This window comes from Desulfospira joergensenii DSM 10085 (assembly GCF_000420085.1).
GTDB classification, from domain to species: Bacteria; Desulfobacterota; Desulfobacteria; order Desulfobacterales; family Desulfobacteraceae; genus Desulfospira; species Desulfospira joergensenii.
The window spans coordinates 863,709-887,245 of the sequence record NZ_ATUG01000003.1; the positions used below are offsets into that span (position 1 = coordinate 863,709).

23 protein-coding genes and 1 pseudogene are annotated in these 23,537 nt (G+C 53.7%); 8 read left to right on the forward strand and 16 right to left on the reverse strand.

What is annotated here, in order from left to right:
- The first annotated feature begins 334 nt into the window (after positions 1-334).
- A complete protein-coding gene (rsgA, locus tag F608_RS0128070; protein ID WP_022669078.1) occupies positions 335-1,435 on the forward strand; it encodes a ribosome small subunit-dependent GTPase A in 1,101 nt (366 codons plus the stop codon).
- Positions 1,436-1,547: 112 nt separating this feature from the next.
- Here rsgA and F608_RS0128075 read toward each other — a convergent pair whose 3' ends face one another.
- On the reverse strand, positions 1,548-2,315 hold the full coding sequence (locus F608_RS0128075) for a substrate-binding periplasmic protein (RefSeq protein WP_022669079.1): 768 nt from the start codon (positions 2,313-2,315) through the stop codon (positions 1,548-1,550).
- A gap of 377 nt (positions 2,316-2,692) precedes the next feature.
- Here F608_RS0128075 and F608_RS0128085 point away from each other — a divergent pair, with 377 nt between their 5' ends.
- From F608_RS0128085 to F608_RS33700, 4 genes are read left to right on the forward strand one after another with little or no spacing between them, the layout of a single operon-like run.
- Positions 2,693-4,663, forward strand: a complete 1,971-nt coding sequence (locus tag F608_RS0128085) for an aldehyde ferredoxin oxidoreductase N-terminal domain-containing protein (protein WP_022669081.1) — start codon at positions 2,693-2,695, stop codon at positions 4,661-4,663.
- On the forward strand, positions 4,650-5,180 hold the full coding sequence (locus F608_RS0128090) for a 4Fe-4S dicluster domain-containing protein (protein ID WP_022669082.1): 531 nt from the start codon (positions 4,650-4,652) through the stop codon (positions 5,178-5,180). Before F608_RS0128085 ends, F608_RS0128090 begins: the two co-directional genes overlap by 14 nt.
- 55 nt (positions 5,181-5,235) lie before the next feature.
- Entirely contained in the window at positions 5,236-6,456 is a 1,221-nt protein-coding gene (locus F608_RS0128095; protein ID WP_027363204.1) for a molybdopterin molybdotransferase MoeA, read from the forward strand.
- 32 nt (positions 6,457-6,488) lie between these two features.
- A complete protein-coding gene (locus F608_RS33700) occupies positions 6,489-7,649 on the forward strand; it encodes a molybdopterin molybdotransferase MoeA (protein ID WP_051148671.1) in 1,161 nt (386 codons plus the stop codon).
- 29 nt (positions 7,650-7,678) lie between these two features.
- On the opposite strand, the gene F608_RS0128105 is transcribed toward F608_RS33700, so the two are convergent.
- The 4 genes from F608_RS0128105 to F608_RS36715 are packed head-to-tail and all read right to left on the reverse strand — an operon-like array spanning position 7,679 to position 9,999.
- Positions 7,679-8,005: a hypothetical protein gene (locus tag F608_RS0128105; protein WP_022669085.1), complete on the reverse strand. Its 327-nt coding sequence runs from the start codon at positions 8,003-8,005 to the stop codon at positions 7,679-7,681.
- Positions 8,002-8,565: a glycogen-binding domain-containing protein gene (locus F608_RS0128110; RefSeq protein WP_022669086.1), complete on the reverse strand. Its 564-nt coding sequence runs from the start codon at positions 8,563-8,565 to the stop codon at positions 8,002-8,004. Before F608_RS0128110 ends, F608_RS0128105 begins: the two co-directional genes overlap by 4 nt.
- Positions 8,565-9,140 (reverse strand): RNA polymerase sigma factor, encoded by a 576-nt coding sequence (locus F608_RS0128115; protein ID WP_022669087.1) that lies wholly within the window; start codon positions 9,138-9,140, stop codon positions 8,565-8,567. Before F608_RS0128115 ends, F608_RS0128110 begins: the two co-directional genes overlap by 1 nt.
- Positions 9,103-9,999, reverse strand: coding sequence for a hypothetical protein (locus F608_RS36715; protein WP_022669088.1), 897 nt, complete (start codon positions 9,997-9,999; stop codon positions 9,103-9,105). Before F608_RS36715 ends, F608_RS0128115 begins: the two co-directional genes overlap by 38 nt.
- 308 nt (positions 10,000-10,307) lie before the next feature.
- Here F608_RS36715 and F608_RS0128125 point away from each other — a divergent pair, with 308 nt between their 5' ends.
- Positions 10,308-10,715, forward strand: coding sequence for a hypothetical protein (locus F608_RS0128125; RefSeq protein ID WP_022669089.1), 408 nt, complete (start codon positions 10,308-10,310; stop codon positions 10,713-10,715).
- A 91-nt stretch (positions 10,716-10,806) separates the two neighbouring features.
- Here the strand turns inward: F608_RS0128125 and F608_RS0128130 are convergent, their stop codons facing one another.
- A complete protein-coding gene (locus tag F608_RS0128130; protein WP_022669091.1) occupies positions 10,807-11,622 on the reverse strand; it encodes a ZIP family metal transporter in 816 nt (271 codons plus the stop codon).
- A 208-nt stretch (positions 11,623-11,830) separates the two neighbouring features.
- Here F608_RS0128130 and F608_RS37265 point away from each other — a divergent pair.
- Both F608_RS37265 and fdhF read left to right on the forward strand, forming a co-directional pair.
- Positions 11,831-11,989 (forward strand): annotated as a pseudogene (locus tag F608_RS37265) (hypothetical protein); the annotation flags it as partial.
- On the forward strand, positions 11,966-13,885 hold the full coding sequence (gene fdhF / locus F608_RS37270; RefSeq protein ID WP_341833823.1) for a formate dehydrogenase subunit alpha: 1,920 nt from the start codon (positions 11,966-11,968) through the stop codon (positions 13,883-13,885). The pseudogene F608_RS37265 and the gene fdhF, both read left to right, overlap by 24 nt.
- 63 nt (positions 13,886-13,948) lie before the next feature.
- Here the strand turns inward: fdhF and dapF are convergent, their stop codons facing one another.
- The 10 genes from dapF to F608_RS0128195 all read right to left on the reverse strand — a co-directional run bounded on the left by dapF (position 13,949) and on the right by F608_RS0128195 (position 23,503).
- A complete protein-coding gene (gene dapF / locus F608_RS0128145; protein ID WP_022669092.1) occupies positions 13,949-14,821 on the reverse strand; it encodes a diaminopimelate epimerase in 873 nt (290 codons plus the stop codon).
- Entirely contained in the window at positions 14,818-15,645 is an 828-nt protein-coding gene (locus F608_RS0128150) for a M55 family metallopeptidase (RefSeq protein WP_022669093.1), read from the reverse strand. Before F608_RS0128150 ends, dapF begins: the two co-directional genes overlap by 4 nt.
- Before the next feature lie 75 nt (positions 15,646-15,720).
- Positions 15,721-16,686: an ABC transporter ATP-binding protein gene (locus F608_RS0128155; RefSeq protein ID WP_022669094.1), complete on the reverse strand. Its 966-nt coding sequence runs from the start codon at positions 16,684-16,686 to the stop codon at positions 15,721-15,723.
- Complete coding sequence (locus tag F608_RS33710) at positions 16,683-17,684, reverse strand: ABC transporter ATP-binding protein (RefSeq protein WP_022669095.1); 1,002 nt, start codon at positions 17,682-17,684, stop codon at positions 16,683-16,685. The genes F608_RS0128155 and F608_RS33710 overlap by 4 nt, the downstream gene beginning before the upstream one ends.
- Positions 17,681-18,550: an ABC transporter permease gene (locus F608_RS0128165; protein WP_022669096.1), complete on the reverse strand. Its 870-nt coding sequence runs from the start codon at positions 18,548-18,550 to the stop codon at positions 17,681-17,683. The genes F608_RS33710 and F608_RS0128165 overlap by 4 nt, the downstream gene beginning before the upstream one ends.
- A 10-nt stretch (positions 18,551-18,560) precedes the next feature.
- Positions 18,561-19,571 carry an ABC transporter permease gene (locus tag F608_RS0128170; protein ID WP_022669097.1) on the reverse strand — a complete coding sequence of 337 codons (1,011 nt, stop codon included), beginning with the start codon at positions 19,569-19,571 and terminating at the stop codon, positions 18,561-18,563.
- Positions 19,572-19,659: 88 nt separating this feature from the next.
- Complete coding sequence (locus F608_RS0128175) at positions 19,660-21,216, reverse strand: ABC transporter substrate-binding protein (RefSeq protein WP_022669098.1); 1,557 nt, start codon at positions 21,214-21,216, stop codon at positions 19,660-19,662.
- Positions 21,217-21,593: 377 nt separating this feature from the next.
- Complete coding sequence (locus F608_RS0128185; protein ID WP_022669100.1) at positions 21,594-21,926, reverse strand: histidine triad nucleotide-binding protein; 333 nt, start codon at positions 21,924-21,926, stop codon at positions 21,594-21,596.
- 55 nt (positions 21,927-21,981) lie between these two features.
- A complete protein-coding gene (locus tag F608_RS0128190; RefSeq protein ID WP_022669101.1) occupies positions 21,982-22,725 on the reverse strand; it encodes an NAD-dependent deacylase in 744 nt (247 codons plus the stop codon).
- A gap of 73 nt (positions 22,726-22,798) precedes the next feature.
- Positions 22,799-23,503 (reverse strand): HesA/MoeB/ThiF family protein, encoded by a 705-nt coding sequence (locus tag F608_RS0128195; protein ID WP_022669102.1) that lies wholly within the window; start codon positions 23,501-23,503, stop codon positions 22,799-22,801.
- Positions 23,504-23,537 lie beyond the last annotated feature (34 nt).

Here is a 23,537-nt window from a genome sequence, read left to right on the forward strand (position 1 = left end):
ATAATAAAGGAGTAAGCGGTTTTTATGTTTATAAAATCAATGGATATTGTGTCAATCGTTGCCGACAAGGGGATACACCTGCTGGCAGCAGATTGATTAAAAGTTCTGCACTATCCGAAAAAAGCGGTTCCATGAAAGACAGGCTTGTTTTCCGGCCGTCTTCTCCCTCTGCAGATCTCTGATTGAGAATCTACCCCTATAGCTGTATTCCCTTTCGGCAACCTGTCCTGCACCAAATTATATAAAAAAATGATTGCCCAAGGGCTTGGTATACGGGCCTTCCTGGGTTTATGCACTGAAAAAATTTGAGATAGGAACCGCTTAGGATTCAACCATGGACAATACAATCGATACAAACCCAAGTGAGAACCATAATCTTCTTTCACAACTGGGATGGACTTCCCATTTTCAGAATCAGATGGAACCCTTTTCCGATAAGGGCCTTATCCCGGCAAGGGTGGTCGGGGTAAGAAAAAACAGCTTCTGCACAAGCGACGGTAAAAATGAACGGCTGGCCACCCTGGCCGGAAAGCTTAAACATGACTGCGGCGGCATCTATCCGGTCACAGGGGACTGGGTTCTCTTGACCGACTCTGTCATTTCCAGGGTACTGGTACGAAAGAATGCCTTATCCAGAGGGGCTTCAGGCACACATAGCCGACAGGAGGCCCAGCCCCAAAAGGAACAGATCATTGCAGCGAACCTGGATACTGTATTTATCGTTTCCGGTCTGGACCGGGATTTTAACCTGCGCCGCTTGGAACGGTACCTGACCCTGGTCTATAACTGCGGCCTGAATCCTGTGATCATTCTGACAAAGGCAGATCTTCACCCGGAGCCGAAGCATTTCCTCCATGAAGTGGAGGCTGTGGCCTTCGGCGTTCCCATACACCTGATTTCAGCCTCGGATGACACAGGCCTGACCTGTCTTGCACCCTATTTTTCCCATGGCCGGACCACAACCATGGTGGGATCTTCCGGTGCGGGCAAATCCACCCTGGTGAACCGGCTTTACGGTGAAACCGTGCAGGCCACCGGTTCAGTAAGCAGCCATGTGGGCAAAGGAAGACATACGACCACCTCCCGGGATCTGATCCTGATGCCCAAAGGGGGAATGGTCATCGACAACCCCGGCATCCGGGAAATCTCTTTCTGGGAAGTGGATAACGGGATCGACGCGGCCTTTCCCGAGATTGAAAAGCTCAGTCTGGGCTGCCGTTTTACAGACTGCAGCCATACCCATGAGCCCGGCTGCCGGGTCCTTGGGGCAGTGGATAAAGGTGAAATTCCAGGGGAAAGACTGGAAAACTATCGGAAGATGAGACGAGAACTGGCGTTTTTGTCCCTGCGTCAAAACAAAAGTGCGGACCGTGTGGAAAAGGAGCGCTGGAAAGGGGTTGCCCTGAAAATCAAGGCCATGAAAAAAGGGCGATAAAAACCCGGGATAAGAAAGATATCATGGGATATGATCCGGAGGGGATTGGAATATGGCCAATCCCCTCCGGACGCACTTCGGATAGGATGGTCTCTCTTTCCGGATTCAAGGCTTATTTTTCCGGCGAAAACCCGTATTTTATTTGAATCTCCCGATAAGATCGGCTCTTTTTAAAGGTTTCAAGGGCCTGCCCCATGTCCTCTGCCAGATTTTTATACGGCTCTCCTTTTTTCCGGGTAAAGGCGAAATAGGTTTTAATCTGATAGGGGGGATCGATAAAAACAATTTGATTGGAAAGCTTTTTCTTCTTGATGCAATTTTCAAAAAAGCCTTTGGATCCGATACCCAATCGATGCCGCTTGACAGCGACCATGAGGATCACATTCTCTTGGGAAGGCGCCAGAATTTTACTGAAATTATTTGCCTGATCAAAAGCTTTGCCGTATGAATTTGCCTGTGCGACAATCACCTTTTCCCCTGTCAGGCTTTTCAGGCTGCCGTCAAAGATCACCCCGCTGCCGGGGTAGGTAATGAATACGCTTTTATCAATATTCAGGTTTTCGTCGGGGTAAAAAAGATAGGTTTCCCTTTCAGCGGTCCGGTAAAGAGACATCAAACCGTCCACGACGCCTGATTTAGCACTTTCCAGGCAACGGTTCCACGGGTATGCCACCCAGTTTATACCAATGCCCAAGGTGTTGGCGGCAGCCTCCGTCGCTTCGACATTCACCCCTTTGGTTTGATTGTCTTCCCTGTATTCATAGGGTTTCCAGGGCCCGTAACAGATCGTCACCTCCCTGGGATATGAATTTTCTGCAAAGGAGAGACAAGGCATGATCTGACTCAAAAACAAAAAGAAGAGAACAAGATAGGTCGGCATAATTTTATCCCGATGTTTTCATTAGGGTATGAAGATTTGTATTTCCCCGCTAAAATAGCAGAATTTCAAGGGCCGGCAAAGGAATTTGATCCATCTCTTCCTTATTTTGCCTGCAACCTGCAAAAAATGACGGTAAAGGATTTGTTTTCAAGGGGAAAATTAAAGATTTCTCTGTCTTGCTAAAATGAATTCGACTCTCTTATCCATTGACATCAAGCTATGTTATAGCTATATAAAGACCATATTATGGTTATGCCCATTTTGGCATAACGAGACCCTGATCCCCTGCAGAAGCGAATTCAGCCGGTTCAGGCAGACGGGTTCAAAGGGTGTCAACTTTGGATCGCGGGCAATCAGATAGAAGGAGGTGAGCGAAGATGAGATATGCGGAGACCGGATACAATCTTGAGGTCGATCTGACACGGGGCAACATCGAACGGGTGGAAACCGACCCGGAACTGATGGAGCTTTATCTGGGGGGGCTGGGCACCAGCGTCAAAATACATTATGACAGGGTTCCCCCTGAAACCCGGCCATTTGATCCGGAAAACCTCCTGGTATTCAGTACGGGACTTTTGTGCGGGACCCCTGCTTTCAGTGCCAACCGCACCATTGTCAGCTTTATTTCACCCCAGACGGGATTGCTTGCCTATCCCATGATGGGGGGATTCTGGTCCGCGGAACTCAAGTATGCCGGATATGACAAGGTAGTGGTCCGCGGCAAGTCCCCTGAACTGGTCTATCTATGGATCAACAACGATAAGGTGGAAATACGAAAGGCCGCACATCTGCAGGGCAAGGGTGCCCTGGAAACCCAGGAGATCATCCGAAAAGAGCTCAAGGATCCGGATGTTCAGGTGCTTGCCATTGGTCTGGCCGGTGAAAACCGCTGCTTCACGGCATCCATAGAACAGTCCAGGTCCAGCTCCAGCCGGGGCGGCGGCGGTGCCGTGCTGGGAGATAAAAAATTAAAGGCCATCGCCGTCCGGGGAACCAGGCCGGTCCGCCTGGCCCGGGGTGGTGAGTTCATGGAGGTCATGAAGGAAATCATGGCCTATATCCAATTCAGGAATGAAAATCCCATTCCCGAGGTCATGCCCATTCTGTCGGGGATCGGGTCCCCCCAGATGATGAAACATGTGGATGAGAAATGGCACACGGAAAGTTTTGCCTGGGGAAATGCCCGCACCCGGAGAAAAAAATTCTGGACAAAGGAAATCGAGGAAAGCTGGGGGATGAGTCAAAGAAGTGCCATTAAACGGTTTATCAGCTGTTTTAATTGTCCCCAGCAATGCGGGGCCCTGATTTCCTATGACAACGTCCCCAACTACATGATGAAATGCTTCTCAAAGCTCACCTATACCATGGCCGCCTTTGTGGATGATCTTGATTTTACCTGGAGAATCTGCAAACGCGCTTTTGAGTATGGTCTTGACTCATTTTCCACTCCCCAGATCCTGGCCTTTGGCGTTGAACTTTATGAAGCCGGCATATTGACGGATGAGGATTTCAAGGGATGTCCCAAGGACAAAGAGGGCCGGTTTTTCTGGCTCCTCGACCGGTTGGCCCGGAGGGAAGGAATCGGAGATATCCTGGCCGACGGCACCTATTGGGCGGCCCGGAAGATCGGTAAGGGAGCAGAGGCCTTTGACCATAATACCACCAAAAAACATGAACAGATGAACATCAAACTGGGAATGATGGATCCGCTCTATTTTTTAATGTATGCAACCAATGAAAAGATCAGCATTACCCAGATGGAGGGCAACTGGCCCCAGGCGCCTTTCCCGGACATGAAGACCCGGGAAAGCTTTGTAAAGGACTGGCCCCAGCTTCCCGATGAAAAATTCAAACAATATTTTTTAGACTGGGAACCCCGGGGAGAAAACTCCAACCCGAACTACCCCACCCCGGAAATTGCTTCGGAACTGGTGGATTGGATGGAGATGCTACACAATATCGATGATGCCCTCGGGATATGCTGCGGCATGGGATCCTTCTGCTTAAAACCCCCCTATCACATCCACAACTACCCCAGGGTCATCTCTGCAGCCACAGGCATGGATGTGGATGAGGAGAGGCTGAGGAAAACCGTTAGCAGGAGCCGGAACCTGCACCGCGCATTTAATATTACCCGGGGCATGTGCCGGGAGGATGAACGCCCGCCCCAGGATCATTGGAAGCACCGGTTCCCTGAACTTGAACAGGATCTTTTAACCCGGTATTATCACTTTAAGGGATGGAACGATGATGGTGTTCCCACCCAGGAAACCCTGGAGGCGTTGGATCTGCCCCATATTGCAACAGATTTAAAAGAAAGGGGGTTGTTGAAAAATGGCCATAATTAAAAAGACAATCAAAACCATTAAAATCGATGCAGACAAGTGCAACGGCTGCCGGACCTGCGAGGTGGTCTGTTCCGCCGTTCATGCAAGCCCCAAATACAGCAGCGTCAATCCGGCAGACTCCCGGATCCATGTGATCACCCACCGGTTGAATGATATCTGGCTGCCCGTGTTTGCCGGAGAGTATACCCCGGCCGAATGCAACGGCAGGGATCAGTATATCATCGATGGAAAGGAATATGATGAATGCAGTTTCTGCAGAGCCACCTGCCCCTCCCGGAATATGTTCAAAGAGCCGGGAACGGGTCTTCCCTTAAAATGCGATATGTGCGAAGAAGAAGACAGACCCCTCTGCGTTGAGTGGTGCCTCAACGATGTTTTGATTTATGAAGAACGGGAAGAAGAGGTGGACCAGGAAATCGAACCGGATGAACTGGCCGCGGGACTCGACTCGCTGATCGATAAATTCGGACGTGAAAAGACCGAGACCACCTTTGCCCGCTTATTGCAGAACAGATAACCCCGTGTATGATAATAAAAAAAGCAACCCGGTTTTTAAGCCCACAGGCCCCGAGATGACTAAAAAACAGAGGATAGGATACCAACAGGCCCTGAACCTGACACTGGAAACGATTTCACCTTTAAAGGGACGTGAACTTGTCGATCCTGCCCAATGTCCGGGCAGGGCTGCATATGAAGACCTTTTCTCCCGGGTCAATTCCCCTTCTGTCGATGCCTCCATGAAAGACGGGTATGCGGTGATTTCAGAGGATATCGCCCGGGCAACGCCCCAAGACCCGGTTCACTCTACCATCATCGGAACCGCCGCAGCCGGAGATCCCAGCGCTGAAACGGTCACCCCGGGGACCGCCGTCCGGATTCTGACCGGATCAGAGATCCCCGGAGGGGCCAACGGGGTGCTGGCCGAGGAATTTACCCAACGCCGGGGAAAGACTCTCATTATTTTCAATACTGCGGAACCTGGAAGAAATATCCTGCCCAGGGGGGGAGATGTCCGGACCGGGGAATTGATCGCTTCCAGGGGAAGCCGTCTCACACCGGGCCTGATCGGCCTTCTGGTGGCAGCCGGGTACGGAAAAATACCGGTCTTTGCCCGGCCCAGAATCGCCATCCTGGCAACCGGGGATGAGCTGGTGATGCCGGGTCAGCCCCTGCCCAAAGGAAAGCTCTACGCCAGCAACCTGGAAATGCTCAAGGCATGGTGCCTGAGGTACGGCATGCCCACGACCTTCTCCCGGCTGGAGGATAAAAAAGAAATCATCACCTCAAAAATCAAGGAGATGATCGTCACCCACGATGCCGTGCTGACCAGCGGCGGCGCCTGGACCGGTGACCGGGATTTTGTTGCCGACACCCTGAAAAGCCTGGGATGGAAAAAGCATTTTCACTCCATCCGGATCGGTCCCGGAAAACCCGTGGGATTCGGCATGCTCGACAACAAGCCTGTATTCCTTCTCCCGGGCGGGCCCCCATCCAACCTGACCGCTTTTCTCCAGATCGCCCTGCCCGGCCTGCTGAGGCTGGGAGGCCATGGGGATCCATCCCTTCCCAGGGGAATGGCCGAACTGAAACAGGGGCTTGAAGGCCGTCACATGGACTGGACCGAATTCATCTACGGCCGTCTGGAAACCCGGGAAGGCCGGATGGTTTTCGCCCCCCTGAAAATGTCCAGGCGCTTAAAATCCATGGCCCGGGCCCAGGCCCTTGTATCGATTCCAGAGGGTGTTCAATCCCTGGCCGCAGGCTCCATGGTATCGGTTCAGTTATTGGAATGAGAGAGAATCATAAAAACAACGAGGGGGCCTTTATGATCGACCTTAAAAAGGCAGAAGAACAGATTTTAGAATCCACACCCATCCTGGAACGGGAAAGCGTTCCCATTCTGGATGCGGTCGGGCGGGTTCTGGCCCGGGACATTACCGCCTCCGAAGACCTTCCGGCCTCGAATATTTCGGCCATGGACGGGTATGCCGTTCCTAGTTCCTCTGTTTGCGGCGCTTCAAAAGAAAAACCCGTGCATTTGAAAATCATCGGGGAATCCCCGGCCGGAAGGCCCTGCAGTAAAATCCTCAAAAAGGGGCAGGCCGTCCGGATCATGACCGGAGGGGTGGTGCCTGAAGGGGCGGATACCGTGGTAAGGCGTGAACATACCAGGGAAGAAAGCGGATATGTCCTCTGTTACAGGGATACGGATCCGGGAACCGGGATCCGGTTCAAGGGAGAATCCCTGAAAAAGGATCAGATTGTTCTTAGGGCCGGGGACCGGGTCACCCCCATGGAAGTGGGGGCTCTGGCGACTCTGAGACGGGCCCATGTCTATGTTCACCGCAAACCCCTGGTAGCCGTTCTCTCGCCCGGGGATGAGCTTTCCGACTTTCATGAGCCTCCGTCTCCATTTAAGATCATGTGTTCCAACCTTTATGTCCTGGCCGCCCTGATTAAAGACGCCGGTGCCCTTCCCCTCTACCTGGGCATTGTCCGGGACGATCTTACCGCATTGGAGGCTCTGCTTAAAGAAGCCCTCCGGGCAGACCTCATCATTACCTCCGGCGGCACGTCCAGGGGAAAGTATGATCTTGTCCACCAGGCCTTTGCTTCCCTGGGTTTTAAGATGAAGTTCTCCAACATCCTGGTAAAACCCGGAAAACCCACCATTTTCGGAACCCTTGGAAAAAGCCTTGTCTTTGGACTGCCCGGGAATCCTTCGGCGACCATGCTTTCCTTTAAACAATTCATAAAACCGGTGCTCCTTAAAATGACGGGCCACCCAAGGGGCTGCAATGGAAGCCAAAACTCGGATGATCCCTTTGCCCCCATTGACTCTTTTAATTATGCCCTGGGAGGAAACAAAGGACACCTTCCGGGTTCCCAGATCCCCCTGACAACCCCCCTGCCCAAAAACGGGAGGAAATTGCCGGGGCCGGCCCCCATGGAAATGTCCCGGACCTTTTTAAAAGTACATGGATAGGGTTGAAGATATCTTTTTGAGGGGAAACCTCAGATTTCCGGATCGTAGATACAGTTTTCAGATCCGAAATCATCCTTTTCCTTCATGGGACAGGAGGGGATGAAGACTTTTTTATCCAGAATATAATAGTAGCGGAAAGATTCCCTGGACGGCAGGGACACGATCCATTGACCCTTTGACAGCCGGGCCTCATGGGGCTCAAATCCGTCCAGGCTGCAGGCCAGGGCGACCCGGCCGGCATGGGGCTCCTTGAGATATAAGACCAGGGTATCCCCCTGAACCCTGTGATAATGGACGGCACAGCCGGCCGTCAGGAAGAGCAAAAAAAACGACAGAAGGATGGCCCCATGTCTCATATGGGTTTCTCCAGGCTCAAAATCGAGTTTACCCCTCCGAAATCATCTTTTTCCCGGCCCGGAAGGGTGGGATCGGCAATCTGACGGTCATTGTCCAGGATATAGGCAAAACGGTGTTCCCCATAGGCCACCGGAAGATTGATTTCCCAATATCCGCTGGTTCCGATCCGTTTCAGGGGAACCCGCTTCCATCCGGTAAAGGATCCTGCCAGCTCCACTTCACGGGCAGAGGGTTCATAGAGAACAAACCGGTTGCTTGACCGGGGGCAGGCCGGAGGCTGAAAAGAAAAAAAGAAGACCAGCAGGGCAGCGGCAAAACCGGACACGGCAAATCCAAGGGGTTTGAGCAGGCGGATCCGGCGGATCCAGGCCGGGCTGCGCCATTTATTATCGAGAACCGATTCAGGCAGATTCGGCTGTTCCTGAAGCAGCTGATCCTGGGCCAGCAACTCCAGGGTCAGGGCATAGAATTCCGGTTCTGACCGGATTTTTTCCACAAATCTTTTCTTATCCTCCAGATCCAGTTCATCGTCCAGAAACATGCTGGGCAGACAATCCATTATTCTCCTCCTTTCCCAAGAATTTCCCTCAGTCTGAGCCGGGCCCGGTGAACCTTAATTTTCACATTGGCCTCGCTGATATCAAGCATCTTTCCGATTTCTTTATATGAAAAGGTTCTGGCCGCCACCAGGGCGATGAGTTCCCGGTCATTCGGGGCAAGCTGCTGTAAGGCATGGGTCATCTTGTCGATCCCCTGTTTTTGTATGATCTGGCTCTCGGGATCTCCGTCGCCTGACAAGACTTCATCCCTGTAAGATGTTTCCTCCCGTCGTTTCCGTATGGAATCCAGGGCAGTGTTTCTGGCAATGGTGTACAGCAGGGCAGGATGATATCCCCTGTCCCGGTACCGGGAAAAGTACCGGGTAAAGGTCTCCTGCATGAAATCAAAAGAAAGATGAAAATCTCCGGTCAGACGGATCAGAAAACCAAACACCCGGTCCTTATTTTCATGGTAAAACCGGTCAAATGTTTTTGTTTTTTCCGTGGGTCTACACTCCTTCAAATAAAAGATCCCCTCTCCTGAATAGACCTGGGGATCATTTCCCCTTACCGCCTCCGCCGCTGCCCGATCCATTCCCCCCGCCGGAGCCTCCGCCGCCATTAGATCCGCCACTGCCTCCGGATCCTGAACCTCCGCCACTGCCGGAACCACCACTGTTTCCGGAGCCGGATCCACTGCCGGAGCCGTTGTCACTGCCGCCGGAGCCCGCACCTGAACCTGCCCCACGGCCGGCTCCAAGGCTGCCTCTATTCTGATTGACAGCCTGTTGACCCAATTGCTCGATTTCCTTGTAATTCGCCATCTCCTGGAGTGCCCGGCAGAGGGTGGCGGATACTTCGGAGGACGGGAGCCCCAGCCGGGCCATGGTTCGAACGGTCTTCATGGTCTGCACGGACAAATAATCAACTTCATCCATATTCTTTACCTGCCGGCGGTTTTGAATCCGGAGATTCAACTGCGCCATTACAGCTTCCATATCCTCTGCTGCCATTCCGGCTGCCAGACTGTCGGCAATGGCTTTGCCCAGGGACGCGACCCCCTTTTTTTTCCCGTATAAGGACCTGGCCAGCCGGTGGGCATAGGCATGGCGCTCCCGGACCTTTTCCATGGCCTCAACAATCTGTTTTTCCCCTGCCTGTTTGGCCATACCTTCCAGGGCCTTACTGATGATCGGTTCCGTTGGCAACCCGGCTCTGGCTGCAGTCGCAAGGATCTGTTGGGCCAGAATCCGGTTTTGATTCCGAAACTGATTCTGAACCATCCGGGTCAGCATTTTACGGGCCTGGGGTTCGGGTATGCCCAGTCCATTCATTTTCCGGACCTGCTGCTCGATGTTTTCCATTTCCTGCTGGGACAGGCCGTGGGATGGGGTCACAAAACCCAAGAGAACAAAACAAAACAGGATGATCGTCATCAGACACTTTTTTTTCATGGCCTCTCCTTGTAAAAACTTGATCTTCTGCCTGTATAACGGAGCAGGGTCGGAAAGGTTACAATCCCAGATTAATAACCGATTCTTCACACCTGAAAATAGAAATAATTTATAGATTGTATGCAAACATTCCACCAGGGTCAAGAAGGGGTTTCCCGGATACATGGAAAGGATTCAAAAAAAGCGTAACCTTGCCGCCGGACAGACGTTATAGAGGACAGAGACGACCTGTACTAGCAAGAGCAACCGGTGACGGAAGAAACCGGCACCGGCAAAAAACAAATATTCAGTACACGGGAGAATTAAAAATGAAAAAATGCCACAAGTCCGCATTATTGATCCTTGCCGCACTATTTCTTTTGTTTTCTTTTGCCGCCATCCATGCCCATGCCTATACCATAGAAATCGATGTGGCGCCCAATGTCCTCAACATCCAGAGCCAGAGCACCATTGTCACAGTTCATACCGATATTGCCTATGGTGTGGTGGACGGGGCCACGGTCACCCTCAACGGGATTCCAATCAACTATTGGAAGTCGGATGACCGGGGCAACTTTGTGGCAAAATTTTTATCGGATGAAGTAAAGACATTGGACGGACTGATCATCTGGGAAACCAACGAACTGGTCTTGTACGGGTACGATAACAATGGCGAAGCTTTTCTGGGAAAACAGGAGATCATGGTCATCAACAATATACCGGCAGGTAAGGATTAGCAGCGCAATTTAAAAAGAGAGCGCAGGGAGTGGAAGATCTCCAGTCCAGGTGCTCTCTTCAATCCTGTTTACTGAAAAATCCGACTTGATCCTAGCCCAGGGCCACGTCAAGAACCATCATGACGGAAAATCCGATCATGGTTGCCATGGTAACCGTGTCGATGTTCTCAAATTTTCTCTGGGATTCGGGAATGAGTTCCTCCACGACCACAAAGATCATTGCCCCGGCGGCAAAACAGAGGGCATAGGGCAAAACACTCTGCATCTTCATGACAAAGAAAGCCCCAAAAACCCCGGCTATGGGCTCCACCGCCCCAGAGGCCTGTCCCATCATAAAGCTTTTTCCCGCAGGCATCCCCTCCCGTCTCAGGGGCATTGAGACGGCGGCGCCTTCCGGGAAATTCTGGATACCGATACCAATGGCCAGGGCAATGGCCCCTCCGATGGTGGCTGAGGGAAGATGGGCGCCGACAGCTCCGAAGGCGACCCCCACGGCCAGGCCTTCCGGAATATTATGAAGGGTTATGGCCAGCACCAGCAGGGTGCTTCTCTGCCAGGAGGTTTTAACGCCCTCGCTCTTTTCCATGCTCAACCCGGGATGAAGGTGGGGCAGATAATTATCGATGAGCCGCATAAAGATCCCTCCGCCCATGAAGCCGATGACCGCGCTCAGCCATGGGATCTGCCCAAGTTGTTCGGCCATGGCGATCCCCGGTGAAAGAAGGGACCAGAAACTGGCAGCGATCATCACGCCGGCGGCAAAACCAAGGGTTGAGTCCATGAATTTCTGATTTATGGTTCTTGAGAAAAATACAAGTGCCGCCCCTGCCGCAGTGACTCCCCAGGTAAATAATGTGGCAAACAATGCCTGGGTGACCGGATGGAATTCTAGGATAAAATCTGTCATTTCAATTTCCTGATATCTGAATAGCGATTTTTTAAAGGAGTATACAATATTCCCCCCGGTTAACAAAGAAATTTAGTAAAAAATCCGGCCAGCAGGCTCTCAATCCAAGGTCTGCCGGCCCTGTCCACCGTTATATCAAGATTGACATAACGATTCGGCCATGGTAAGGGAAGCCTTTTTAACCCTAAGAAATCAGGAATATCAGACCATGCGATATGATGTAACCCGGACAACCTGCCCCTATTGCGGATGCGGGTGCCAGATGCTGCTGGAGGCAATGGATGGAAAGCTTGTTTCCACCATGCCCCTGAAGGAAACAGATATGAACGGGGGAAAGCTCTGCATCAAGGGACTCAACGCCCATGAATTCGTTCACAGCAAAGACCGCCTTACCCGGCCCCTGATCCGGGAAAACGGCCGCTTAAAGGAAACCGACTGGGACACGGCCCTGGACACCATCGTTTCCGGATTTTCCAGGATCAAAGAGCAGCACGGAAGCGACAGCCTTGCCTTTTTCAGTTCGGCCCGGTGCACCAACGAGGAAAACTTTCTTCTCCAGAAACTGAGCCGGGCAGGTTTCGGCACCAACAATGTCGACCATTGCGCCCGTCTCTGACACGCGCCCACAGTGGCAGGTCTTGCCGCTGCATTCGGAAGCGGGGCCATGACCAACTCCATTGCGGAAATCGCCGGGGCAGACTGCCTCCTGGTCGTGGGATCCAACACCACCGAAGCCCATCCCCTGATTGCCCGCCGCATATTCGAGGCCCGGAAAGCCGGGGCCAAACTCATTGTCGTGGACCCCAGGAAGATCCAGCTGGCCAGCCTGGCCGACATCCATGTCCAGCTCAATTTCGGATCAGACATTGCCTTTTTCAACGGGGTGATGAACGAGATCCTGGAAAACAACTGGCATGACAGGGAATTTATCGCCCGGAGAACCGAAGATTTTGAGGAACTTAAAAAGAATGTCCGGGCCTATCCCCTGGAAAAGGCCGCGGAACTCTCCGGGGTTCCCAAGGAAACCATCCACCAGGTGGCCAGGCTCTATGCCGGATCGAAAAATTCAAGCATCCTGTATACCCTTGGAATCACGGAACATGCCCACGGGGTCGACAACGTCAAGACCCTGGCCAACCTCTCCCTGATCACCGGCCAGATCGGCAAGGCCTCCAGCGGTGTCAATCCCCTGAGGGGGCAGAACAACGTCCAGGGAGCCTGTGACATGGGGGCCCTGCCCAACGTATATCCGGGCTACCAGCCGGTTACGGACCCGGAGGTCCGGGCCAAGTTCCAGGAAGCCTGGGGCCGGGACCTGTCCGATGGAATCGGAAAGACCATCCCCGAGGTCATGGACGGCCTGATCGAAGGATCTGTCAAAGGACTCTATATCTTCGGGGAAAACTCCGTTGAAGGTGACCCCAATACCGCCCATGTGCGCAAGGCCCTGGATGCGGCCGAACTCCTGGTGGTCCAGGATATCTTCCTGACATCAACGGCTGAGATGGCCGATGTGGTTCTGCCCGGGGCGGCCTGGGCCGAGATTGACGGCACCTTTACCAACAGCGAACGAAGGGTGCAGAGGGTGAGAAAAGCCGTGGACCCGCCTGAAAACGCCCTGCCCAACTGGCAGATCTTTTCAGCCCTGGGAACCCGGCTGGGCCTTTCCATGGACTATCCCGACGCTGAATCCATTTTCCGGGAAATGGCCGGACTGACACCGTCCTTTGCCGGAATCACCTATGACCGGATCCGCTCCCTGGGCATTCAATGGCCCTGCCCCGGGCCCAGTCACCCGGGCACCCCTTTTCTGCACCAGGGAAATTTTACCCGGGGAAAAGCCAGATTCCATGCCATTGTTCACAGGCCGTCCAGGGAAAAGCCCGATACTGAGTATCCTTTTCTGCTGACCACGGGCCGGCGGTACGCCCACTACAATACAAGCACCATGACCGGCAGATGCCCTTCCCTGAACCGGGAATTTCCAAAACCCAAAGCCCAGATGAACCAGGAGGATGCAGCAGAGATGGGGCTTGAACCCGGGGATCGGATCCTAGTCTCCTCCAGGCGGGGCCGGGTCGTCACACCGGTGGAATTCGGCCATATCGTCCCCAAAGGGGCGATTTTCATGGACTTTCATTTCATGAATGCCAATTCAAACCAATTGCTGGGCACCTTTCTGGACCCTGTGTCCAAAACACCCGACTACAAGGTCTGCGCCGTGGGGATTGAAAAGGCTTCCAGTGAGAAAATGGCCGGGTAAAAACTATATACTGCCGGGTCCCTAATTTTCCCTGGGGCAGGTGAAAGAACGGATCTGCCCGCCCTATTCCAGGCCCAGGCGTAAAGGGGAGAACAGGCCCTGGAAGGTCAGTTCCGCAGGGCCCTGGAGGGAAAGACTTTCCTCTCCAGCATCGACAATCAACCTGTGTCCCTTCCGGGTCAGGAGAACGGCCTCTTGGTCGGTATGGCCCAGCAGACGGGACAAAAACTGAGTGGAGGCCGAGCCGGTCCCGCAGGCAAAGGTCTCATCCTCCACCCCCCTTTCAAATGTCCTTATCTTAATGGTCTTCGAATCCAGGACCTGGGCAAAGTTGACGTTGACCCCTGCCGGAGCGAACTCGCCATGGATTCGGATCTGCCGGCCCAGCCCGCAGACATCCACCTCTTCTGTGTCCTCAACAAAGACCACGGCGTGGGGTACGCCCACCACCACACGGTGAACTTCAAGGGACCGGCCCTGGATATCCAGGGCCATGTTCAGGCCGATATCCCTGGGAGGGGGAAGGCTGATCCTTACCTGGCCGGCATGGGCATCCTTTTGGATCACCCTGGCCCGGACCCGGCCGGCCAGGGTTCCGAATTCATGTTCTGCCGGGGCCATTCCCAGGGCATGGGCCAGCCACGCCGCACACCTTGCCGCGTTGCCGCACATCTCTCCAAAGCTGCCGTCTTTGTTGAAAAAATGCCAGACATAGGCAAGGTCCTGCTCGGTTCCAGGGGGCCGGTCCAGGAAAAAAAGACCGTCTGCGTGAATTCCCAGCCCTCTGCGGCACAGGACCCGGGCCCATTTTCCCATCCGGTCCCTTCCAAGACCAAGTTCACGGTTGTCAATGATGATGAAATCATTGCCGCACCCATGCATCTTGTAAAAGGGCACGCCCTTGGGAAAAAAATTCAGATTTCCTGCTTTCTTCATATAAAAGGCACAAGCTCCACCAGGTCTGCAATGGCCGCAAAAGCCTGATAGGCTGTAAAATAATCCTTTGCCCTGTATTCCAGGGTATCCCCGCTCACCCTTTGGGTGCCCGGCAGCCGAAGGGCACGGTCAATACCCGAGGCCGTTGTAAGGCGGACCTCCATGGTCACCTCTCCGGGATCCAATACCAGAGGGGAGATCCCGTCCATACGGGATATGGCTTTTTGCACGGCCCGGTATACCTTGTCCCGGCACTTTACCGGATGGGAACAGATTCCGGCATAGGCCCCGATGGATTCCTTGACCTGGGCCGTCTCAATCTCCGGTATCAGCTGGGACGCTTCCCGGCAGGCCACCTGGTCACCGGATATCATGATAACCGGAACATTGTAAACACCGGCGATCAGTGCGTTTAAACCGATTTCCCCCACCCTGAGGCCGTTGAACTTCAATTCCGAGACCCGGCCGTGAAAGATGTGGGCGATGGCGGCATCTGCCATTCCGGCCATTCCGTGATACCCCACAAAACATACCCCGTCCATGCCCCGGTCCACCCCCTCCATCATGGCCAGGGGCCTGGGAGAACCCATGATGAGTCCTGCCCGCTCATCCAGGTCTTCGGGGAAAAGGTTGAGCCCCACGTTGTGGGCATCGACCACCAGGACTTCTGAAGCGCCTGAATCAAAGGCTCCCCTTACGGCGGCGTTGACCTCCTCGGTCATAAACTTTCTGGCCCGGAGGTACTCCCTTTCCTGGACACCGGAATGCTCCCTGCGAACCACGGAACCGATGCCTTCGATGTCTGCTGAAATCAATATTTTCATGCTGTTTTTTCCTGTTCAATCTTCATGGGTTTATATTATAGGTCTTCTTCCCGGGAGGGACTCCTTCCCCGGATTTTATCCGTACAAGTGGCAGTCCACCCAGTGATCCTCGGCCACCCGGACCCGGGGCGGGGGAACCTCACGGCATTGCTCCATTACCCGGCCGCACCTTGGGGCAAACCCGCATCCTTTGGGCAGATCCATGGGGCTTGGAACATCTCCCCCGAGCACGGACAGGGTCTGCCTGCGAAAGGGATCGGGCCTGGGCACCGAAGCGATCAGGGCAGTTGAATAGGGGTGGCAGGGATTTGAAAAGAACCTCTCTTTGGGCGCTGTTTCCACGATACGGCCCAGGTACATCACGGCGATTCTTCTGCTGATATGACGGACCACTGCCAGGTCGTGGGAGATAAAGAGATAGGCGTAATTGTACTTTTCCTGAAGCCTGACCACCAGGTTCAGGATCTGGGCCTGTACGGAAACATCCAGGGCCGAAGTGGGTTCGTCAAAGACAACAAACTCCGGGCCGGTAATCAAAGCCCTTGCGATGCCGATGCGCTGTCTTTGTCCCCCTGAAAATTCATGGGGATACCGGTCCAGATGCCCGGAGTCCAGCCCCACATCCTGCAGCACGGCAGATACCCGCCGGGTCAGATCTCTTCCCTGGATCCCCTGTTGTATTTTCAAAGGATAGCCTACGATCTTTCTGACCGTCATCCTGGGGTCCAGGGAAGACTGGGGATCCTGGAAAACCATCTGCAGTTTTCCCAGGACGGATCTAAACCGGTTTTCCTTCATCCCAAGGATATTCTCTCCCCGGAACAAGACCTTTCCGCCGGTGGGCGGCACCAGCCGCAGGATGCAATTGCCCACCGTGGATTTTCCGGATCCGGATTCGCCCACAAGGCCCAGGGTCTCTCCGGAATCCACCTGGAGGGAAACTTGATCCACGGCCCTCAATTTCCTGGAGGAGGAGCCCCAAAACCCCTGCCCGACCTTAAATTCCTTGACAAGATTCTGGGTTTCAATCACCGGACTCATCTGTCCTCTCCTTGTTCCGGGCCCGCCGTTTCCACGGCATGGCAGGCCACGTAATGGTCCGGGGAAACCGCTTCCAGCTCAGGCACCCGGATGTCACAGGGGGTGATTCGATCTTCGCACCTGGGGTGGAACCGGCATCCCTTGGGCGGATCGATCAATCCGGGAACGTTTCCCGGAATCGAATGGAGGCAGCCCGTTCCGTCCATGTCCGGGATGGAGGCAATAAGGCCCCGGGTATAGGGGTGCCTGGGATCTGAGAACAACTGCTTTACCGGGGCGGTCTCCACGACCCGGCCGGCGTACATCACGGCCACGCGGTCGCATACCTGGGCAACCACCCCCATGTCATGGGTAATCATGAGAACGGAAATATCCCGTTCCCGGCTCAATTTCATAAGGATGGCCAACACCTGTCCCTGGACGGTCACATCAAGGGCGGTGGTGGGCTCGTCTGCGATCAGAAGATCCGGACCGCAGACCAGTTCCATGGCGATCATTACCCTCTGTCTCATCCCGCCGGAAAGCTCATGGGGGTATTTTTTGAGCACGGCCAGAGGATCCGGCATCTGAACCCTGGACAGCATGTCCGCACAGAGTTCCTCAGCCTGCCTGCCCCTGAGCCTGCGGTGGATCCGGATCACCTCCCGCATCTGGTTCCCCACGGTGAAAACCGGATTCAGGCAGCTCATGGGTTCCTGGAAGATCATGGAGATCTCGTTTCCCCGGATCCCGCGCATTCTCTTTTTCGACGCCCGGGTCAGATCTTCTCCCTTAAACCGGATACTGCCCGAACCGATTTTTCCGGGGGGCATGGGAATCAGCCCCAGAACGGCACGGGCGGTTACGGACTTTCCGCACCCGCTCTCCCCGACCAGGCCGAGAATCTCGCCTTTTTCCACGGAGAGTCTGACCCGGTCAAGGACACTGGAGGTCCCCTGGTAGTTGGTAAAGGTAACACTCAGATTATGGATTTCCAGCAAGGGCATCTGTCGGATCACCTTCTTATCCTGGGGTCCATGATGTCCCGCAGGGCGTCTCCCAGGACATTGAACCCGATTACGGTCAAGAGGATGAAAAGGCCGGGAAAGGTCGCATACCACCATTGATCCATTAAAAATTTCCTGCCCACGCTGATCATGGCCCCCCATTCGGGAGCCGGGGGCTGGGCTCCCAGCCCGATGAAGCTGAGGGAGGCGGCAATGAGAATGGTATCGCCCAGGGTCAGGGTAGCCAGCACGATCACCGAGTTCATGCAGTTGGGAAGGATATGGTTGAAGATAATCCATGGATTCCCGGCCCCGGACACCCGGGCGGCAGAGACAAACTGCATCTCTTTTACGCAGAGGGCGTCCCCCCGGACCAGCCGGGCAAACTTCGGGATCATCACAAAGGCCACGGCCATGATGGCATTGTTGAGACTGGGTCCCAGGGCGGCCGCCAGGGCCATGGCAAGGACCAGGGAAGGAAAGGATAGGATGACATCCATGAGACGCATGATGATATTGTCCACCCGGCCGCCGTAAAAACCGGCAACCGCCCCCACAAGGGATCCGATTCCCCCGGAGATCAGGATGACCAGGAAACCGATCCTCAGGGATATCCGGGCCCCGAACATCACCCGGGTAAAGATATCCCTTCCCACCTCGTCCGTACCGAAAAAATGAACAGAGCCCGGAGGCTGCAGCCTTTCTCCAAGACTGATCCGGATGGGATCAAAGGGGGCGAGAACATCGGCAAAAACCGCCATCAGTGTCATGGTCGTCAAGATAATAATCCCGGCAACTGCAACTGGATTTTTCTTGAGCAGTTCCAGGGTCAGAAGAATCTCACGCCATTTTGAATGATTTGCCAAGGAGAATTTCAATGATCCGCCCCTAGTAGGTGATTTTCGGGTTCAAAAAGGCATAGAGCACATCAACGGCCAGGTTGATGGAAACATATACCAGTGAAACAACAAGGGTGAACCCCATGATGGCCGGAAAATCGAGGTAATTCACAGAATCCACCACATATTTTCCCATGCCGGGCCACCCGAAAATGGTTTCCGTTAAAATAGCCCCCCCCAGCAGTTCTCCAAAGGAGAGTCCCGTAATGGTCACCGTGGGGATCAAAGAATTCTTAAACGCATGTTTCACCACGACCATCCACTCGGAGACGCCGTTTGCCCGGGCCGTAACGATATAATCCTGTCCCAGGACCTCGATCATGGACGATCTGACAATCCGGGTGATAATGGCAAGATAGACATAGGAAAGGCAGAAGGCCGGCATGAGAAGATGGGTGGCCGCATTGAAGAACTTGTCCATGCTGCCCTCAAGCAATGTGTCAATCAGGTAAAGACCGGTCACGTAAACCGGTGGAGAGAAATCAATATCCAGACGGCCCGATCCCGGCAGCCAGCCCAGGTTTCTATAGAAAAGCAGAAGCAGCATCAGCCCGAGCCAGAACACCGGCATGGATACCCCGAACACGGAAAAAATACGGGTGCAATGATCTATCAGCCGGTTTCTGTTCACCGCCGAAAGAATTCCCAGGGGGATTCCGACAAAAAGGCAGATTCCGATACTGGCAAGGGTGAGTTCCAGGGTGGCCGGGAAAAAATCATATAGATCCCGGGTCACCGGCCGGTGATTCCGGATGGATATGCCCAGGTCTGCCTTTGCCAGGCCGGATATAAAGCGGAAATATTGGACGGCCAGGGGTTTGTCCAGTCCGTGTTGTTTGCGGATATTTTCAACGGCCTGCCGGCTGGCCTTGGGCCCTGCGATCATCTTTGCCGGATCCCCGGGAATGGCATGGGAAATCACAAAGACCATGATGGTTACCCCGAACAGGACCGGGGCCAGATAAAGCAGGCGTCTTAAAATATAGCGGATGATTCTCATAACCGTCCAGAGGCCGGATTAAATCATGCAGGACCCCGGGCTGGAAATTCTCCTTCCAGACCCGGAATCCTGCAGATCAAACCTCTTTTTATTCCTTCCAGATACTCTCAATATTGTACATGGATTCCAGCATGGGATTGAACACATACCCTTTTACCGTCTTTCTCATGGGAACAATGGTCTGCACCTGATAGAGGAAAATATAGGGAGCCTCCTTCATGATGATTTCCTGGGCCTCGTTGTAAAGAGCGGTCCTCTCGCCTTGGTCACTGGACGAAGCCGCATCACGGATCAATTGATCCACCTTGGAATTCTTGTAAAAACTGCGGTTCCCGGGAAGTCCCCAGTGTTTTGAATCAAACCAGAAATTCATAAACATGAAGGGATCGGCAAAATCAGGACTCCACGCTCCCAGACAGAGTTCAAAATCCCCCTTGTCCACCCGGTCCCTGAGGGTCGGGTTGGACATCAGTTCCAGCTTGAGGGTGACGCCGATATCGGCAAAGTTGCTCTGGAGGATGGTTGCGATCTGCTCCCATGAGGACCGGCGGCTGGAATAGATCAGGGTCAGGGTCAGGCCGTCCTTAATTCCGGCCTTTTGCAGCAGGGATTTGGCCTTTGCAACATCCCGGGAATGCTGAAACAGATCCGGCTTGTGGCCCCACATGCCCTTGGGAACGGGACCGCGCATCTGTACTCCGTTTCCCTGGAGAACATAATCGATAATCCCCTTGTAATCCACTGCATGGCAAAGGGCCTGGCGGACGTCTGCATTGTCCAGAACCGGTTTCTGGTTGTTGATATAAACATACTCCACAAGCTGGGAGGGAAAACGGCTGACTCTCAGATCAGGATTTTTTTCAAGGGCAGGAATCTGGTCGATGAGGATATTTTCGGCAATATCGATATCCCCCCTTTCCAGGGCCATACGCCGGTCTGAGGATTCGGACATGAATCGGATGACCACCTTTTTTACCTTTGGAGCCCCGCCCCAATAGTCAGGTTTTGCCTCCAGCACGGCACGCTGTCCCCGGGTCCACTCCACCAGTTTGAAGGGACCCGAACCCATTGTATTTTCGGTCAGCCAGGCCTGGGCCTGGTCTTTATCCTTTTCATGGGCAAGCACCGCCGGGTTCACAATGGAAGCCCCATCCGTAGCCAGGGTTTGGAGAAAGGGCCCATAGGCGCTTTTAAGGGTAATTTCCAGGGAATAGGGATCTGTCACCTTCATGGATTTTATGGCCCCGATGTTGTCGGCAGGCCCTTTTCCGAGTTTCAGGGTTCTTTCAAAAGAAAATTTTACCGCCCGGGCATCCAGGACGGAACCGTCCTCAAAATGGATCCCCTTCCGGATTTTAAAGGTCCAGACCAGGCCGTCTTTTGAAACCTCCCAGGACTCGGCCGCCTGGGGTTCGACCTCTGTGGAGCCCTTTCCGTTGACCACCTTGTATTTTACCAGCCGGTCATAGCAAGGATAAATCTGACGCCAGTCGTAATTATCGCTTGATACGCTGAAATCCAGCGTATGGATATCCGAAGAAACGCCGATCACAAGGGTGTCTGTCCCGGCGGCTCCTGCCAGGGGGATCCACGTCAGCACGGCCCCGAACAAAACCACCAATAGCACTTTTACAAATTTTTTCATCGTTCTCCTCCTGTTGATTGATAATGGCAAAACCGGTTGCTGATTCAGCTTTGTAAAGAATGGGAAGAACCAGTGAATTTTCTTTCCCGGTACACGGAAAGTCAGGTATGCTCTCCTGCACACCCGGCAGTGCATTTAGAATGCCCTTGAAATTTTACTAGGCCGGGGAGGAAAAAGCGCGGAACTGCTCCATCCGGAGATTTTCCCCTGTTGAAAAAGTCCTGGCCGCCATGTCCCTTTACAGACCGGTTTTGACCTGCACTTTAATGTTCGTCTCCACCGGTGTCAACACAAATTTTCCTGACCGGAAAAATTATATCGAATAAGTAAACTTTGCCGATCCTCCGGTCTGTTTAAATTTTTCCAGAACTGCCGGACTATCTTTTCCATCCCCCGATCAGATGGAGATGAAGATGGAAGATCACCTGGCCTCCGCCTTTTTCCACGTTGAACAAAAGTTTGTACCCGGACTGATCCACCCCCTGTTCCTTGGCCATATCCCTGGCAACCATGAACAAATGGGACACGATGGACTCCTCTTCCGAAATCAGATCGTTGACGCTCCGGATATGCTTTTTGGGAACAATGAGCAGATGAACCGGGGCTGCCGGATGAATATCTTTAAAGACCACGCAGATATCATCCTCGAACAGAAACCGGCTCTCCACTTCTCTTTTTACAATTTTACAGAACAGACAGTCGTCAGACATTTGATTCTCCTTTTCCGTGGGAATAGAATCTCTTTTGGGAATATTGTCCCTTGCTTCAACCGCGGTCGAGACGGTCAAACTCTTCCATGAGGCTTTCCATGGCATGGACCGCCATGTCCTCCAGAAAAATGTCCGTCACAGAATTGGAATACTCGGAAGGACAGGGGTTGATCTCGATGATAGAGGCGCCGTTGGCCTTTGCCGCCGAAGGGATCAAATTGGCCGGGGCAACGGTGCCGGTGGTGCCGATGAGCAGAAAGCAGTCGGCTTTGGTGGTCTCGTTAAAAGAGAGGGTCCGGGCGGGCTCGGGAATGGCCTCCCCGAAAAAGATCACATCCGGTTTCAGGATGCCGTCGCATTTGGCGCACAGGGGGGGCAGCCGGCTCAGATCTGCCTGGGAGATGTTGTACCGGGTCCGGCAGGAGAGACAGACCAGCTTCTTTAATGAGCCGTGGAATTCATGGACCACACGGCTTCCGGCATCAAAATGAAGGTTGTCCACGTTCTGGGTGATCACCCCCTGAAGCTCATCCCTGGCCTCCAGTTCGGAAAGGGCATAATGGGCCGGATTGGGCTCCACCCTGCCGAAAAGATCATAGAAGATCTCCCGGATCACTTCCCAGGAACGCCGGGTATTCTCATGGAAATACCGGATATCAAAGGTTTCAGGATCATATTTATTCCAGAGACCGTTTTCCCCCCGAAAGGGGGAGATCCCGCTTTCAACGGAGATCCCGGCCCCGGTAAAGGCGATGCACCGCTTGGATTCCCTGATCATTCTGGCTGCTTTTTCGTACACTCCCCCTCCTTAAAAATTTCCCCGGATGTTTCGGATGGGATCTGGTCCGGGCTTTATTCTCCTGCCCGGTCTCTTATTCCAGATCCACCGTCTCAAACCCATTGGACCAGAGATCGGCAATGAGCAGTTTGTTTCTCAGAATCTGCCCCCGTCCTAGTAGAACTTTTATGGATTCCGAGGCCTGGAGAGCCGCCGTCATCAAGGCACAGGCCGCAAGGTTTCCGGTCAGGGTTTCGATTCCGGTTGAACCGCATTCCTCCCGGGGACCGTAAATCAATTCAATCCCCCTATCTTTTGGGAAGACCGTCGTGACCTGGCCGGTCATCCCGGCAATGGCTCCGGACACCAGGGGAATGCCGGCCCCTTGGGCAGCGTCCTGGACAAGGAACCGGGCATCAATGGTATCCAGGCAGTCCACCACCAGGTCCATACCCCGGACAAGGCCGGGCAGAGATTTTGTGTCTGCATATTCAACCCTGGCCTCCACCCGGATATCGGAATTTATAGCCCGGATTCTTTCCTCGGCCGCCAGGGCCTTGGGAGTTCCCACAAGGTCTTCCCGGCTCAAAAGCTGGCGGTTGAGGTTGGTGGGATCGAACCGGTCCCCGTCCACCAGGGTCAGATGTCCCACCCCGGTCCTGGCCAGAATCTCGCAGACCCCTCCCCCAAGGCCTCCCAGGCCGATCACGATGACCCGGGCCTTTGCCAGACGCTTCTGATCCTCCAGGGAAAGGCTATTGAAATTTCTCTTATACCGATCTTCTAAAAATTCCGACATAAATTAAAATGGATGCGCACCATCCGCAATTCTC